Here is a 15,343-nt window from a genome sequence, read left to right as displayed (position 1 = left end):
AATTTAAAGCATAAAAGTTCGCTTTAGTTCAAATTTCTAGTATTTAAACCCTTGTGGCATATCAAACTCTTTGGGTAAAGGTGTTGGCCTCTTACCGCGTCCTTTGCGAAACTGTTCAAGTTGAAAGATATAAGCAAGGATTTGCGCCACTGCAACAAACAGTTCATGGGGAATTTCGCGATCAAGCTCGGTAGTATGATAAATAGCCCGGCATAGTTGTGGTGAGCTCATTACTGGCACTTCATACTCTCGCGCAATTTCTCGAATTTTAAGGGCAATTTGATCCACCCCTTTCGCGACGACCATGGGGGCTCCCCCTTTACTTGGGTCGTATTTTATGGCCACAGAGTAATGAGTCGGGTTTGTTACAATAACATCTGCATCAGGTACTTCTCCCATCATGCGTCGCTGCGCCGCTTCCATTTGTAAGCGCCGAATTCGCCCTTTTACTTCCGGCTTACCATCTTGGTCTTTATGCTCATCTTTCACTTCCTGCTTGGTCATTTTTAATTGCTCTTTTTGATGCCAAATTTGATAAGGCACATCCACCACAACAATCACCAATAAACTCATACATAAAATAAGAAACATCCAAAGCAGCATGTCCAATGCCGCTTCTGCGCTGGAAGGAAATGGAGTTGAACTGAGCACCAATATATCAGCAAAACTAAAATGCAATATCCCCCATACACCACATCCAATAACGGCGACTTTCAAGATTGACTTTAACAGCTCCACTACTCCTTGAGTCCCAAACATACGTTTGAAGCCAGCCAGAGGGCTCATCTTGCTAAATTTGGGCATCATGGCTTCGGTACTAAAGTTCATGCCTCCCAATGCGATAGTACCGACCACGGCCGCTATAAACAAAGCAATCAGTATGGCTAGGGTTGGTAACACCATTTCAGCAATCCCTGTCGCAAATACCACCATCATTTGCGAAGGGTCAAACACCGCTTCTCGCTCAAAAGTAAATGCGTCCGTCATCATGATGACAAAAGCATGGCCAAGGCTGTCGCCAAGCATAATCAAAATAAAAGAAGCCATAATAAGAATAGCTGCCGTCCCCAAGTCCTTAGAGCGAGTAACTTGACCTTTATTTCGCGCGTCACTGAGTTTTTTCCCCGTGGGGTCTTCGGTTTTTTCTTGGCCGTCAGCTTCTGCCATATTAAGGCTCCGTCATTGAATTAAGGTCTGTCAACGCCATTTAGTTATTTACCATAACTCAGGCAATCATTATCAATGTTAGGGTCGGCAAGCACCATTTAACAACTCACACATTAAGCTCGCACCACGTAGCCATTGGGCATCGAAATGCTCGACAACATTACCTATCGTCAGCCAGAGAATGAACAAGCCAAATAACATACTAATAGAAAAACCAAGGGAGAAAATATTTAGCTGCGGCGCTGCTCGGGTCATAATACCAAATGAGAAGTTCACCAACAGCATCGCAACAATAGATGACATTGACATGGCGAGCGCCGCTGTAAACATCACGCCTAACCAGCCGGCTAATTTTTGATATTGTAAAGCTGATAAGCCTTCCATCGAGATAGGCAAAGTTGTGAAACTTTCCACTATCATGTAAATCATGACTAAATGGCCATCTACGGCAAAAAAAAGCAACGTAACTAGCATTAAATAAAACTGACCAACAACCGGAGAAGTCTGGCCATTAAGTGGATCCGCCATAGAGGCAAAGCCTAAGCTAGTTTGCATCGCAATAACTTGTCCCGCAATGACGAAAGTTTGCATCACAAATACCGATACCGTCCCCACCGCCGCGCCAATTAATATTTGCTGCAATACAATTAATACACTTTCTCCGGAAAACAAGGGGATCGGTGGCGGATCAGGTAACACGGGAACAACCATCAAAGTAATAGCTAATGAGAGCAATAAACGGATACGTTTGGGAGTCGTTTTGGCGCCAATCCCCGTCATCACCATCAATAAAGCAGCAATGCGACACAAGGCCCAAAGGTAGCTCGACAACCAAGTGATGACAATATCAGCAGGATAACTCATTAACCGACAACACTTGGGATTTGTTCAATCATGGAATAAAAGAATTCCATTAGCATTCTAAAGCCCCAGTGAGCGCCAAACATTAACGCTAAGATAGTGATAATCAAACGCGGTAAAAAACTCAGTGTTTGTTCATTTATTGACGTGGCAGCTTGGAAGATTGATACAATTAACCCAATGATCAAACTAGGAATAATACACGCACAAACTAAGATCAGCACTAACCATAAAGCGTGTTTAAAAATATCAACAAAGACTTCCGGTGACATAAACGCTCCTTATGATTTGGCTACAAACCAAAACTGCTGGCTAAGCTACCTATGATCAAGTTCCAACCGTCCACTAACACAAATAGCATTAATTTGAATGGCAATGACACAATCATTGGCGATAACATCATCATACCCATGGCCATCAGGATACTTGCTACCACCAGATCGATTATCAAAAAAGGAATAAACACCATAAAGCCAATTTGAAAGGCAGTTTTGAGCTCACTAGTAACAAAGGCTGGGATCAATACATGGATAGGGACTTCTTGTGGCGTTGCCACTTCAATATCAGCCATTTCAACAAACGTTTGAAGATCGGTCACCCTAGTTTGCGCCAGCATAAACTCTTTTAATGGCCCTTGACCTTGCTCGATAGCTTGAGCAAAAGGGATATCTTCCGCTAAGTAAGGCTGGATAGCCTGCTTATTGATGCGCTCAAACACTGGCGCCATGATAAAAAAAGTCATAAATAAGGTTATACCTATAATGACTTGATTCGATGGTGTCTGCTGTAAACCCAAGGCTTGGCGCAAAATACTCATGACTATCACAATGCGGGTGAATGACGTCATCATTATCACCATGGCTGGCAAAAAACTCATTGCCGTCATCAGCGCGAGCACTTGCAATGTCAGGCTATACTCTTGCGCACCATCGGGTCCGGTCGTCACAGTCAAGGCGGGTAATGCGCCTGTTTGTGCAGCGGCGGTACCGCTGATTAACAATAAAGCCGCTAGCCATAGCCAGTGATGTATCTTTCTCATTTCTTTTTCATCATTTTAGCGAGTTGCTCCGCAAAATTAACTGATTCAACTGGTTGAGGCTGCCAAGGCTGATCTAATTTATCGATGAGGTTAATTTGTTGCGCCGTCGCCGCTAACAAATATTGCTGCTCGCCAAGCTGCACCACCAGTAGCTTCTCTCTTCGCCCTAACGGAGTTGAGGCAATCACTTTAATCCCTTGCTGGCCAAAGTGACGGCCTAACTTACTTTGGTTAAATAGCCAAGCTAACGCAAGAATGAGCAAAATAACGAAAATTAAAGCCGATAATACCGCCATCACATCGACACTAGGCGGCTCCGGTGCCGCCCAACTCGGTAAGGAAACAAACAAACTAGATAACAACAGCAGTAATTTCATTATTTTAGTTTCTTGATCCGCTCAGTTTGGCTAATGACATCGGTTAAACGAATGCCAAACTTATCGTTTACCACGACCACTTCACCGTGCGCTATCAAAGTACCATTAACTAATACATCCAGTGGCTCACCCGCGACCCGATCTAACTCAACCACTGAGCCTTGATTTAATTGAAGCAGGTTACGAATACTGATTTGACTGCGCCCAACTTCCATCGAAATTGTAACGGGAATATCCATAATGGCATCCAGTCGGCGTTTTTCTTCTGCCGAAATTGAAGGGCCATCATCAGTATCAAATTGCTCAAGCTCTGCGGGCTGAGCGCCCCCTTCAGCCTCTTCTAATGCCGCCGCCCACTCATCGGCCATTTGCTGGTCATCACTCATCTATCTCATCCTCTAAAACTTCTAATTGGCTAACATCATTATTAATGCGTTTGCCTTGTCTGGTCACTAGCTCAAGCTCTGTTTTCACCGAATCAGGACGTTTAAGTTTTTCGGTGATCCGCACTGCATAATTGTCTTTGGTTCTTCCCATCTTACCGCGATAAGTGGGCAAATCTTCAATGAAAACCGTCATCGTATCCGGCATTTCAATGGGGATAATATCACCTGCTTTTAAATCCATGATGGCGCGCAAACTTAACGTAGTTTCCAATAACTTAGTGCTCAGCTCTACAGGTACGTCCATGATTTCGTCTTTTAGGGCCTTGCTCCACCTAAAGTCGGTATCTTCCTTATCACTTTGCACACCCGCATCGAGTAATTCACGGATAGGCTCTAGCATTGAATAAGGCATTGCGATATGGAAATCCCCGCCGCCACCGTCCAGTTCGATATGGAAGGAGTTCACCACGATCACTTCTGTGGGGCTAACAATATTGGCCATGGCGGGGTTAACTTCAGAGTCGAGATACTCAAATTCAGCATCCATCACCGGTGCCCAAGCATCGTGATAATCTTCAAACACAATTTTTAATAGCATTTGAATTATCCGACGCTCCGTCGGGGTAAATTCTCGCCCTTCAATTTTGGCATGATAACGTCCATCACCACCAAAGAAGTTTTCCACTAAAATAAAGACCAGCCGCGCCTCCATGGTTATCAACGCGGTGCCTTTTAGCGGCCGAAATCGCACCATGTTTAAACTGGTCGGTACAAATAAGGTGTGTACATACTCACCAAATTTAAGCATTTGTACGCCATTAATAGACACTTCAGCAGTACGGCGCATCATATTAAATAGACTGATGCGTAAATGACGGGCAAAACGTTCATTAACCAACTCCAACGTTGGCATTCGACCACGAACAATACGATCTTGCGACGAGAAGTCGAAATTGACCGCATTGGCATTATCAATGGGGGATTCGTCTTCTTCCTCTACATCATCAACACCATGTAAGAGGGCATCAATTTCGTCTTGTGATAAAAGATCGCTCATTATTAATCCATTACACCTTTAAGGATTATTGCAATACAAAACCAGTAAATAACACGGCTTCCACTGTTGGCGCAGAGGCCACTTCATTCATCGCTTTCTGAACTTCTTGCAGGGACTTTTTACGTAATTCACTTTTACCTGACTCACTGCGTAATTCTTCTTCAGTTGCGGCACTAAACACACTTAACAAGGTACCTTCAATTAATGGAATATGCATTTTGGTCAGGTTCTCATTATCAACCCCACGCACCATTAATTGCACCTTGATTTGCACCAAGCGATCTCTGCCATCACCTGCCACGTTAAAAACAAAGGCGCGAGGCATGCCAACATAAATGGCTTTAAGTGTCGAGGCATCCACCTTCGGGGCTGTAGATTTCGAATCATTACCTTCAGTGGCAGCCGCTTCATCTGAACCCGCTAAGAAAAAATAGGCAGCGCCACCACCGCCTGCGAGTAACACCACGACTGCAACAATGATAATAATTAACTTACCTTTGCCACCTTTCTTTTCATTCAGTTCCAGATTTTCATTTGCTTCGTCAGCCATACCATCAGTCCATAAAGAATAAATCAGTTTAATTATTGCATAACAATAGCTTTAGACCATAGCTTGGCTAAGCATAAAAATCGATTGCTGAGTTTGACTGCACATAATTTCGCACAGTTTGGGTCGGTGAATCCTCAACTATGTTTGATTGTTGAGCAGTGCTGGCTTGTCCTGAACCACTTCCTTGAGCGGAATCACCACCTTGTTGTGAGCCACTTTGCTGTTGGCTTACATGACTTTCGCCTAGGTTAATTCCCTGTTGAGTCAGCATTTCACGTAACCGAGGCATATGCTGATCGAGTAGCTCTTTACTCTGTGGTTGCGTCGTTTGAATACTGACTGATAACTGATCATTTTGCATCGAAAGTTTGACATGCATACTGCCTAACTCAGCTGGATCTAAGCGTATTTCTGCCTGCCCTATCCCTTTATTCATCATCATGGTGATCCGCTCACGCATAATAGTGGGCGCCTCACGAGAAGCGAGCTCAAACTTTTGTCCCAATTCAAATTGGCTAGTTGTTTGTGCTTGCTGAGCGTTTATATTAGCCGTAGCTTGACTATTCAAACTTTGCGCGGCGGTTAGTTGTTGCTGGTGATGATGTAAACCTTGAAATGTTTGACTTACAGGTGCTGTTGACTGGCCCGCCGGTTGTACAAAATTCATTGGCTGAGGGGCATTATATCTGTCTGTATTAACTTCTTTAAAATTGCTCTTAAATGATTCTATTGCCTGATTTTCTTTAAGTAAACGCTCCTGCTGAGCTAGTTGACTAACCTGCTCTTTAGCTTGCAGCTTCGCTGTATTTGGCTCAACTTTCTCACCCAAAGAAGCTGGTTTTTCCTGGCTATCGGACATGCTAGCGTCCAGTGTATTAACAAACTCACTTGGCTTAAATTCAGTTCGCTTAGCCATCACATCTGATTCAGTATTGATTACTGGTGCATTTGCAACAATATTCCCTTTCGCATCTGTCGTCACATTGGTGCCTTTTTCCTTCGACGACACTAAGCCTGCATTAACCACTGCAACGGATTTATCCGCTTCTTTTCCAACATCTGTTACGACCGCATCCGTCTCAGCAATGTTAGTCGTCTGTGTATTTAAAGGCTTAAGTTGAGAATTAGCTCCCTGATAACCTTCACTTTCGGCTAATAATGTCGCCTTAGTTTCTGCGCCTTGTACCTGATGGCTATCTGAACGCCTAACAGTATCGTCCGCCTTCGGCTCTTGGTTGTTCAGAGCTGGGCTAACGACTCGAGTATCTTGCTGCTGGTTGGGTTCGCTAGTATCCGCTTTTGGGATGTTTTTTGATACCAAAGCGTCCGCTTCTTGCGCCATTGGTTTAACCCCTTCAGAACTTTCTTTTTGCTCAGCCGTTACTCGCTGTTGACTTAACTGAACATACTGCTCCTTTGCCTCAGTTACGACATTAACCGCTTCTTTAGCTGCCTGAGTATCAAACTGCTGTAAAGCTTTCGCTTCCTCCGTCTCCGGATTAACCCCTTCTTCAGAAACGAGTGGGCCTGTTTCTTGCGCAGCTTGCTTTGCTATTTTTATTTCTGATTGATTCAGCGCTGAGTGCGGATCTGTCACCACAACGTCATCATCTAGTTTAGAGGTCAATTTATTGAGTAAAGATTCAATGCTGTCAGTACTTTTAATTTTGCCTTGTTCAAACTGAGGTGATGCTTCAGCATTACTATGAGGTGATGCTTCAGCATTACTAATAGAAGAATCTGCACTCAAATTCGCTAGGCTAGGAGCATCATTCAATGACTCATAGGTCGACGCTGAGTCTTCTTCTGATTGTTCATTAGACTCCTGTTGCAATGCTTGCTTTAAGGCTTGGCTGATAGAATTAAGTGCGGTCACAGGTTTAACCGCAGAGTCCGTACTATCAGCTCGCAGAGCCTTAGGGGTCTGTTGCTCTGCTTGCTTAATTTGAGCAAGGATATCTTGCCCTATGTCAGAGGCTACAGATTGCTTTTCGCTACCGTCAGTTGTCGCCGTTAGCGACTCATTAGCCTTTTTTTGGCCATCTTCTATTTTCTGTTTATCTGCAAACTCTTTTTCAGCCTGAATATCTTGATCTTGCTTAGCACGTATTGCCTGTTGCTCATTTTCAATATCAGCATGTTGCTCCGCCTTCTTAGCTTTAGCAGCCTCATAGGTTTGCTTAAATTCAATGTGTCTGTCAGCTTCTTGATCCATAAACGCCGCAGAATCATTCGGTTGCGATACAGAGACATTATTTAACTGAGATTGAACTGATTGCATCATACGTTACATCCGTATTATTGAGCGGCAAACACTTGCCGAAAAGCCAACATAGGCGACTGTTAAATTACTGAAGCAAAAATCGATCCAATGATACTACTAACGAGATGAGTGCTTTTGAAAGTACTGAAAGTTTGAAAATTCATCGAGCATTTTTTGCTCTTGCTTATCCGCTTTTCGTTGTGCTACTTGCTTACGTTTAGCCAGTAAAGATTCAACTGCTTTACGCTGACTTTGCACTTGCACCCAGTTGCGTTTTTTTACGTCAACTTGATGCATCACCTGTGGCAAGGCCTGTTGCTGTTGCTGCATCGCATTTTCTAATTTAACAATAAATTTTTGATAGTAAGTAAAGCTATCGGCATACAAGCCCGCTGCACCTTTGTCATGCATTTGTTGAACGTATTGATTGCGGTAATTTTGCAAGTTAGCGAACTGCTGGCGAAACTCAATAAGTTGTTGCTGGGCTTGTACCATTTCTTGCGCGGCTTGTTGTTCGTGCTTTATGTGTTGCTCTAGAACCAAGTGCAATGCTTTATCCGACATATCAATATCACCCTTTACAACTTAATAACCCGTTGCCTGCTAACAATGACGCAAACTATTAACGCTGTTGACCACTGTTGACAAATTCTTGCGCCAATCCAGCTAACTGACTCAAGCTGTTCTCATAAGTAACAGACTCTTTCATTGGCTGTTGCAAAAAGTGATCCAATCTTGGCTTAATTTTCATCGCTTGATCAATACGCGGGTCACTGCCTCTCGAGTAGGCGCCGATAGTGATTAAATCTTTATTTTCTTGATATAGCGAATAAGCTTGCTTAATGGCTCGCGCCAGCATTTGATGCTCATCACTTGTCACCATTGGCATAACCCGACTAATCGATTTTGCGACATCAATGGCAGGGAAGTGTCCCGCATCGGCTAGCTCACGAGCAAGCACTATGTGGCCATCCAAAATGGCCCGTGCAGCATCGGCAATCGGATCTTGTAAATCATCCCCTTCCGTTAACACGGTGAAAAATGCCGTGATCGAGCCTTGTCCGCCACTGCCGTTACCCGCTCTTTCTACCAAAGCTGGTAACTTAGCAAATACCGAAGGCGGATAACCTTTGGTAGCAGGCGGCTCACCAATAGCTAATGCTATTTCACGTTGCGCTTGCGCAAAACGGGTTAAAGAGTCCATCAGAAGCAAGACACTTAACCCTTGATCGCGAAAATATTCCGCCACGGTCAACGCGGTTTCACAACCTTTTAATCGCATCAACGGTGATGCATCGGCCGGTGCAGCAATAACCACCGCCCGCGCGCGCCCATCTTCACCTAAAATATCATCTATAAATTCTTTTACTTCACGGCCACGTTCACCAATCAAGCCTACCACCACTACATCGGCACTGCTGCCTCGTGTCATCATGCCAAGCAACACACTTTTACCTACACCAGATCCAGCAAAAAGCCCCATACGCTGACCTTTACCCACAGTAATCATAGCGTTAATGGCACGAACACCTACGTCCATAGGATGGCGGATAGGATCTCTGGCAAGGGGATTGATACGCGCGGCACCGTATTTGACTCGTTCGTGGCTCATAATGTCGCCTAGACCATCTAACGGATTGCCCACCCCATCAATCACTCGACCCAGTAGCTCCATGCCAACGGGGATCCCCTGCGTCTCGTTCATTGGGATCACACGCGCCCCAGGCAACACACCGGATAAACGTTCGCTTGGCATTAGGAATAATTTGTCACCCGAGAAGCCAACCACTTCGGCTTCAATTAGCCCTTCCATCGTTTCAACTTGACACAAACTACCTAAAGGAGCGGTACAGCCAATGGCTTCTAACGTTAGCCCAACTACACGCGTCAATTTTCCGGCGGCAACCGGTTTAGGTGATAAATGGGCAGCTTGATAATGGGATAAACGACTAGCCAGCGGGGTCATGAGGAGGCTCGGTTATGGTATTGGGGTCGTCATTATTTTCAACGCTTTCGCGCGCATTAGGAGGTAACTCTGTACTATCTACCGAAGTGACTTCATCTGTATTTTCCTGTTCATGGACCACACGATGAACCGGCTCCGGTAACGGGTCAGGCAGCATCTCCTGTACTTCTTTCTCGGCATCCCCTAAGGCTTGTTGTATATGTGCATTATTTTGCGTTAAAAACTGTTTTAATACTTGGTTTATTCGCATTTCTAACGGGTAATCGACACTGGATAATTCCGTTTTAACCTGGCAATCGCCGCGCTGTAAACTAGGCTCGGCAATTAAGCTCCAGCCACGTTTTTCACACTCTTGCGCACTATATACCGTTTCAATCATGGCAATATCATCAGGGTGGAAGTGCAACTTCGCCGTTTGAGTGGCAAAAGGCAGCACGTCTATGGCTTGCTTCAATGCCCCAAGTATCACTTTTGGATTGGTAGTTACTTCAGTTTTAACAATGTGTTGTGTTAGCTGCAGTACTAAATTCACTAGCTGCTGCTCTACTTCTTGATCTAAATGAGCAACGGGCTGACATAAATCTTGTGTTAGCTTAGCCCAAATAGCGGATTGTTTTGCGATTTCATCCGCGCCCTGTGCTAAACCTTCGGCGATACCTTGCGCTAAGCCTTCAGCGTGCCCTTTCGCTAAGCCTTCGGCTTTTCCTTGCGCTTCACCTTGTTCAAATCCAGCTTCTCGTCCTTGCTCAAACCCTTCTTGGTAAGCGTCTTCACGGATAGCTTCTATTTCTTCGAGGGAGGGAGGCTCAGGGGGAAGTTCTTCAATTTCTTCTTCTACCTCTCGATGAAACCAATCAGGAGGCATATTAAGGGCATTAGTATCGGTGCGCTTAACAGGCTCTTCTACCTCAGGTATTTGCCAAAGTTCTGGCTTACTGTCGTGCTCTGGTGAATGAGGCATTATAAGAATTCATCCCCACCGCCACCACCGAGCATAATTTCACCCGAGTCAGCTAAACGTCTTGCAATAGAAAGAATCTCTTTCTGCGCCGATTCTACTTCACTGACGCGCACCGGCCCCATCGCTTCTAGATCATCAGCCAACATTTCGGCAGCACGTTTGGACATATTGCGCATGATTTTCTCTTTCAGCTGATCATCCGCACCTTTAAGGGCACGCTGCAGAACGTCTTGGGCGACGTCACGTAATAGTGCTTGTATACCGCGATCATCGACATCAATTAAGTTATCAAATACAAACATCAAGTCTTGAATTTGTTGGCTCATTTCTTCGTCAGACTCGCGAATAGAGTCCATTAATGGGCCCTCAATACTGGTATCCAAGTAGTTCATAATATTGGCTGCGGCTTTCAGGCCACCCATTTTCGCCGCTTGTGCACCAGCTTGACCGGCAAACTGTTTTTCCATGATCTCATTGAGCTCTTGCAGTGCCGCGGGCTGAACCTCTTCAAGGTTAGCAATCCGCATCATCAAGTCGAGGCGAACGCGCTCAGGGAACTGACTCATGATCTCGGATGATTGCTCTGGCTCTAAGTAAGATAAAACGATGGTTTGAATTTGCGGGTGCTCGTTTTGAATGATACTGGCCACTTGACGAGCATCCATCCACTTGAGGGAGTCTAAACCGCGCGCACCACTGCCCATAACAATTTGATCAACGAGATTACCCGCTTTATCTTCACCTAAGGCTTGGGTTAAAGCATTACGTACAAAGTCTTCACTGCCAATACCAATGTTGGTGAATTTTTGAATATCTTCGAGAAAACTACGGTGTACGGCGGTGACTTTTTCTTGCGAAAAATCTTGCATTGACGCCATCGCCATACCTAAACGTTGCACTTGTTTGGGCTCTAAATGACGAAAAATTTGCGCGGCGTCTTCTTCGGTTAAACTCAGCATTAAAATGGCTGATTTCTCTACGCCAGCTAAATTCGCAATATCAAATTTTTCGGGTTCTTTTTTTTCATCAGGCATCAGAATTCAACCAATCTTTAATTACTTGAGCTGAAAGATCAGGTTCATTGGCCACTAACGCCCGAACCGCTTTCACTAAATCTTCGTCTTTGTGTAAATCAGGTAAATTGAAGTGGCCATCTTTTATGCCAAAATCTAACTCATCACCTGAGTCTGCGGCAACAAGTCGTAGGTCATCATCTCCCGACAAAGATCCCACTGCACCACCCATTTCAAACTCTTCTTTATCTACCGATTCAGGGTAAAGCAATTTCTTAAGCATAGGTCTGATAATGGCAAATACCACTATTAAAATAACCAGCATTGAGCCGCCGAAGCGCAACATTTGATAAAACTGATCAGACTGCCAAAATGGAGGTGGCTCGATATTGTCCAATTCAGGACGATTGAACGGCACTGTCACCACTTCTAAAATGTCACCGCGATTCACATCGAACCCTAAACCACCTTGTAATAGGCGACGAATACTGGCTAGCTGTTCTTGGGTTCTTGGCACGCGTGTTACCGCGCCCTCAGCTCCAGCTTCAGTTTGATAGTCAACAGCAACTGACACGGTGAGACGACGTACAAAACCACTTTGTTGACGTGAGTGACTAATGGTTGTGTCTAACTCATAGTTTCGGGTGGCTTCTTTGTGACTGCTCCCTGGCGCGCCTCCACCATTGCCACCTGTTGCATCTTCAGGAATATTGGCGTCCATTGGCGGCTGATTGGTTAATGCCCCCGGCACATCTGCACCGTCACCGCCAATGGTAGAGTTTTCGACGGTCATCTCACTGCGCAATGCCGGTAAGTCGGGGTTATAACGTTTCTGAGTTTGCTCTACTGCGGTAAAGTCCATAGTCACATCAACTTCCGCGGTATAGTTATCAAACCCGACCACTGGAATTAAAATTGAGTCAATTTTGTTTCTGTATTCTTCTTCGCGTTTACGCTCTAGCTCAAATTCTTTACGGCTTTTCGCCGCTAACGGATCTTGACTCCCCGAATTGAGTAATCGACCACGCTGATCGGTGACCGTGACACGAGAGGGCTCAAGGTTTTGCACCGCGGACGAAACCATATCGACAATGGAGTCCACTTCTTCTTGCGTTAAGCTGTCTGCGCGACTAACGGTCAACACCACTGTTGCACTGGCTTTTTGTTCACGGCGGGTAAACACATTTTCTTTTGGAATGGCCAGCAGTACTTGCGCTTTTTGTACATTTTTCATGGCTTGAATAGCAAGGGCTAACTGACGCTCTCTGCTTAATTTCAAGCGTTCACTTTCAAGGCGCTGGCTGACGCCAAAGCCCATGTCTTGCATTAAGATTTCATCGCCTTTTTCATCAACTGGAGCAACGCCGTTTCGCGTCATTCGCAACTTAATTTGTTGATAATCTTCAGCCACCACTAAAATAGTGTTGCCTTCTAGCTGGTAAGGGATTTTTTCTTGGTCTAAAAAGTCAAGGGTGGTAATTAACTGTTCAGTTTGGAAGCTACCTAAGGGGCGATAGTCGGGCGCTTTACCCCACAGCCACAAAATAACCACGATAGCTAAAACAATAGCAAGACCGATGATAATGGTGACTTGACGCAATACGTCAACATTTCCGAGCATTGCCAGAGGCGAACTTTTTTGCTCGCCTTGCTCAAGTTGATCTGTTTGACTCATCGCGGTGCTATCACCACCTACCATTAAGTCTGTATTTTGATTTGCTTCAGCCACTTAAATGATTCCTTACTACACTGGCATACTCATGATTTTTTATAATACGCTTCAACCATCTTGTTACGCACTTGTATTAACTTTACTTCAGTCACTTAAATAATGCTTGGCTACACTGGCATACTCATGATGTCTTTATATGCTTCAACCATCTTATTACGCACTTGTACCGTTGCTTCAAAGGCAACACTGGATTTACTGGCAGCAATCATAACATCGCCTAAACTTACGTCACGATCCCCCATCTCAAAGCGGTTTCGTAACTCACTTGTATTCTGCTGTAAGCCATTTACATTGTCGATAGCTTGTTTCAGAAGTTGTGAGAAGTCCCCTTGTGCGGACTGGGTAGCGGGGAGTTGCGACTCTAAACCTTTAGCTTGAACGGATAAGGCTTGCATTTCATTGAAAAGAGATGATGTATCTGAAATATTCATATTGACCTCTGTAATATGCCTGTCAAATTGTTGACTAAGCCCTGTTCGGCCTGTCGTTATATTAGTAATAGCAATTTTCAGGCCAAAATAAAAAAGACGGTTTAACCGTCTTTTTTGTTATTTTAAATCAGCTAGTTATTATTTATATCGCCATGCCCATTTCTTTCATTCTAGCCAATTTGTAACGCAGTGTTCGCGGGCTAATTCCAAGCTTTTCAGCAACATCTTTACGTTTCCCATCACAGGCTTTTAAGGCATCAAGAATAATAAGATGTTCTTGCTGTTTTAGCTCATCGCCCAGTTTTTCCTCGACGATGGCCGTAGAGCCAGTATCGCTATTATTTTGTGCAATAAATGCTGTTGAGTTAAATGAACCTTGCTGCTGGCTATGAGCACTCGTTTGACCAGCCGCGTTTAACTCATCCTCTAATATTAAATGGTCAAGGTCTATGTCAGCGCCACCAGATAATATTAAGGCGCGTTGCACCACATTTTCCAATTCACGAACGTTACCTGGCCAAGGGTAATGAGTAAGGCGATGCACAGCCGCGTCTAAAATTTTTGGTGCTAGCTCAGAACTAGCATGGCGCTGTAACAAATGCTCCGCTAAAGGAATAATATCACCTGGACGCTGGCATAAAGGTAGCCATTGTAATGGGAACACGTTCAATCGATAGTAAAGATCTTCACGGAATAAGCCATCTTTAACCGCTTGCTTTAAATCTCGGTTACTGGTGGCTAAAACCCGAACGTCTAGTTTCACTGTCTTACGACCACCTAAACGCTCAACCTCTTTTTCTTGCAGTACACGCAGCAACTTAGACTGTAGACTTTGCGCCATCTCGGTGATTTCATCGAGTAAAATGGTCCCACCTTGCGCTTGCTCAAACTTACCAGGACATGCTTGCACTGCGCCAGTAAATGCCCCTTTTTCGTAACCAAACAGGGTCGCTTCCAGCATATTTTCTGGGATTGCTGCGCAGTTTATCGCCACAAAAGGCTGATCAGCGCGTGGTGACATATCATGAATATAGCGAGCCATGATCTCCTTACCTGCGCCACTTGGGCCCGTCACCATCACCGACGCATCACTTTTGGCGACCTTAGCGGCAAGCTTTAATAGCGCTTCGGTACTCGGGTCGCCATACACGGGCGTGCACTTTTCACATTTTTGTGCTGGTGCATAACGGCTCACCTGATTAAGTAACACCTCTGGCGCAAAAGGCTTAGCCAAATAATCAATCGCGCCTTCGCGCATAGCTTTAACGGCATCATCAATGGTGGCGTAGGCCGTCATCAATAACACCGGAACCTCGGCATACTTGGCTTTAATATTTTGCAATAAGGTTAAACCCGACATGCCACCCATTTGTATATCACTAATGACCAAGTCAAATTTACGACGGCTTAGCTGCACTAATGCCGCCTCACCACTATCGGCTTCGGTACATTCGTAACTGGCTAACAATAAGGTATCGACTAACGCTTCACGTAAGCCTGCATCATCTTCAACCACTAAAATTTGTGCTGTAGACATAAG

At 44.8% G+C, this 15,343-nt stretch carries 16 protein-coding genes; all 16 read right to left on the bottom strand.

Features of this window, described 5'->3' with window-relative positions:
* Positions 1 to 36: 36 nt before the first annotated feature.
* The 16 genes from flhB to K1M91_RS04635 all read right to left on the bottom strand — a co-directional run bounded on the left by flhB (position 37) and on the right by K1M91_RS04635 (position 15,340).
* Positions 37 to 1,167: a flagellar biosynthesis protein FlhB gene (flhB, locus tag K1M91_RS04710; RefSeq protein ID WP_232800399.1), complete on the bottom strand. Its 1,131-nt coding sequence runs from the start codon at positions 1,165 to 1,167 to the stop codon at positions 37 to 39.
* Positions 1,168 to 1,245: 78 nt separating this feature from the next.
* Positions 1,246 to 2,031, bottom strand: coding sequence for a flagellar biosynthetic protein FliR (gene fliR, locus K1M91_RS04705; RefSeq protein WP_232800398.1), 786 nt, complete (start codon positions 2,029 to 2,031; stop codon positions 1,246 to 1,248).
* Positions 2,031 to 2,300, bottom strand: a complete 270-nt coding sequence (fliQ, locus tag K1M91_RS04700; RefSeq protein ID WP_232800397.1) for a flagellar biosynthesis protein FliQ — start codon at positions 2,298 to 2,300, stop codon at positions 2,031 to 2,033. The genes fliR and fliQ overlap by 1 nt, the downstream gene beginning before the upstream one ends.
* 20 nt (positions 2,301 to 2,320) lie before the next feature.
* Positions 2,321 to 3,067, bottom strand: coding sequence for a flagellar type III secretion system pore protein FliP (gene fliP, locus K1M91_RS04695; protein WP_232800396.1), 747 nt, complete (start codon positions 3,065 to 3,067; stop codon positions 2,321 to 2,323).
* On the bottom strand, positions 3,064 to 3,444 hold the full coding sequence (gene fliO / locus K1M91_RS04690; RefSeq protein WP_232800395.1) for a flagellar biosynthetic protein FliO: 381 nt from the start codon (positions 3,442 to 3,444) through the stop codon (positions 3,064 to 3,066). The genes fliP and fliO overlap by 4 nt, the downstream gene beginning before the upstream one ends.
* The gene (gene fliN / locus K1M91_RS04685; protein WP_232800394.1) at positions 3,444 to 3,830 is read right to left on the bottom strand and encodes a flagellar motor switch protein FliN; all 387 of its coding nucleotides are present in this window, start codon (positions 3,828 to 3,830) and stop codon (positions 3,444 to 3,446) included. Before fliN ends, fliO begins: the two co-directional genes overlap by 1 nt.
* Positions 3,823 to 4,887 (bottom strand): flagellar motor switch protein FliM, encoded by a 1,065-nt coding sequence (gene fliM / locus K1M91_RS04680; RefSeq protein ID WP_232800393.1) that lies wholly within the window; start codon positions 4,885 to 4,887, stop codon positions 3,823 to 3,825. The genes fliN and fliM overlap by 8 nt, the downstream gene beginning before the upstream one ends.
* A 25-nt stretch (positions 4,888 to 4,912) precedes the next feature.
* Complete coding sequence (gene fliL, locus K1M91_RS04675) at positions 4,913 to 5,437, bottom strand: flagellar basal body-associated protein FliL (protein WP_232800392.1); 525 nt, start codon at positions 5,435 to 5,437, stop codon at positions 4,913 to 4,915.
* 67 nt (positions 5,438 to 5,504) lie between these two features.
* Positions 5,505 to 7,721 (bottom strand): flagellar hook-length control protein FliK, encoded by a 2,217-nt coding sequence (locus K1M91_RS04670; RefSeq protein WP_232800391.1) that lies wholly within the window; start codon positions 7,719 to 7,721, stop codon positions 5,505 to 5,507.
* Between the two features lie 96 nt (positions 7,722 to 7,817).
* Entirely contained in the window at positions 7,818 to 8,264 is a 447-nt protein-coding gene (gene fliJ, locus K1M91_RS04665; protein WP_232800390.1) for a flagellar export protein FliJ, read from the bottom strand.
* Between the two features lie 58 nt (positions 8,265 to 8,322).
* Complete coding sequence (gene fliI / locus K1M91_RS04660) at positions 8,323 to 9,666, bottom strand: flagellar protein export ATPase FliI (protein ID WP_232800389.1); 1,344 nt, start codon at positions 9,664 to 9,666, stop codon at positions 8,323 to 8,325.
* Positions 9,650 to 10,627 (bottom strand): flagellar assembly protein FliH, encoded by a 978-nt coding sequence (gene fliH / locus K1M91_RS04655; protein ID WP_232800388.1) that lies wholly within the window; start codon positions 10,625 to 10,627, stop codon positions 9,650 to 9,652. The genes fliI and fliH overlap by 17 nt, the downstream gene beginning before the upstream one ends.
* On the bottom strand, positions 10,627 to 11,661 hold the full coding sequence (fliG, locus tag K1M91_RS04650) for a flagellar motor switch protein FliG (RefSeq protein WP_232800387.1): 1,035 nt from the start codon (positions 11,659 to 11,661) through the stop codon (positions 10,627 to 10,629). Before fliG ends, fliH begins: the two co-directional genes overlap by 1 nt.
* Positions 11,654 to 13,369 (bottom strand): flagellar basal-body MS-ring/collar protein FliF, encoded by a 1,716-nt coding sequence (fliF, locus tag K1M91_RS04645; protein WP_232800386.1) that lies wholly within the window; start codon positions 13,367 to 13,369, stop codon positions 11,654 to 11,656. The genes fliG and fliF overlap by 8 nt, the downstream gene beginning before the upstream one ends.
* Positions 13,370 to 13,479: 110 nt before the next feature.
* Positions 13,480 to 13,803, bottom strand: a complete 324-nt coding sequence (gene fliE, locus K1M91_RS04640) for a flagellar hook-basal body complex protein FliE (protein ID WP_232800385.1) — start codon at positions 13,801 to 13,803, stop codon at positions 13,480 to 13,482.
* Positions 13,804 to 13,945: 142 nt separating this feature from the next.
* Positions 13,946 to 15,340, bottom strand: a complete 1,395-nt coding sequence (locus K1M91_RS04635) for a sigma-54 dependent transcriptional regulator (protein WP_232800384.1) — start codon at positions 15,338 to 15,340, stop codon at positions 13,946 to 13,948.
* Between the last annotated feature and the right edge of the window lie 3 nt (positions 15,341 to 15,343).

The organism is Motilimonas sp. E26, from assembly GCF_021278025.1.
GTDB lineage: Bacteria > Pseudomonadota > Gammaproteobacteria > Enterobacterales > CBDFNC01 > Motilimonas.
The sequence above is the reverse complement of the archived record's forward strand: the minus strand, read 5'-3'. Positions and strand labels throughout refer to the sequence as shown.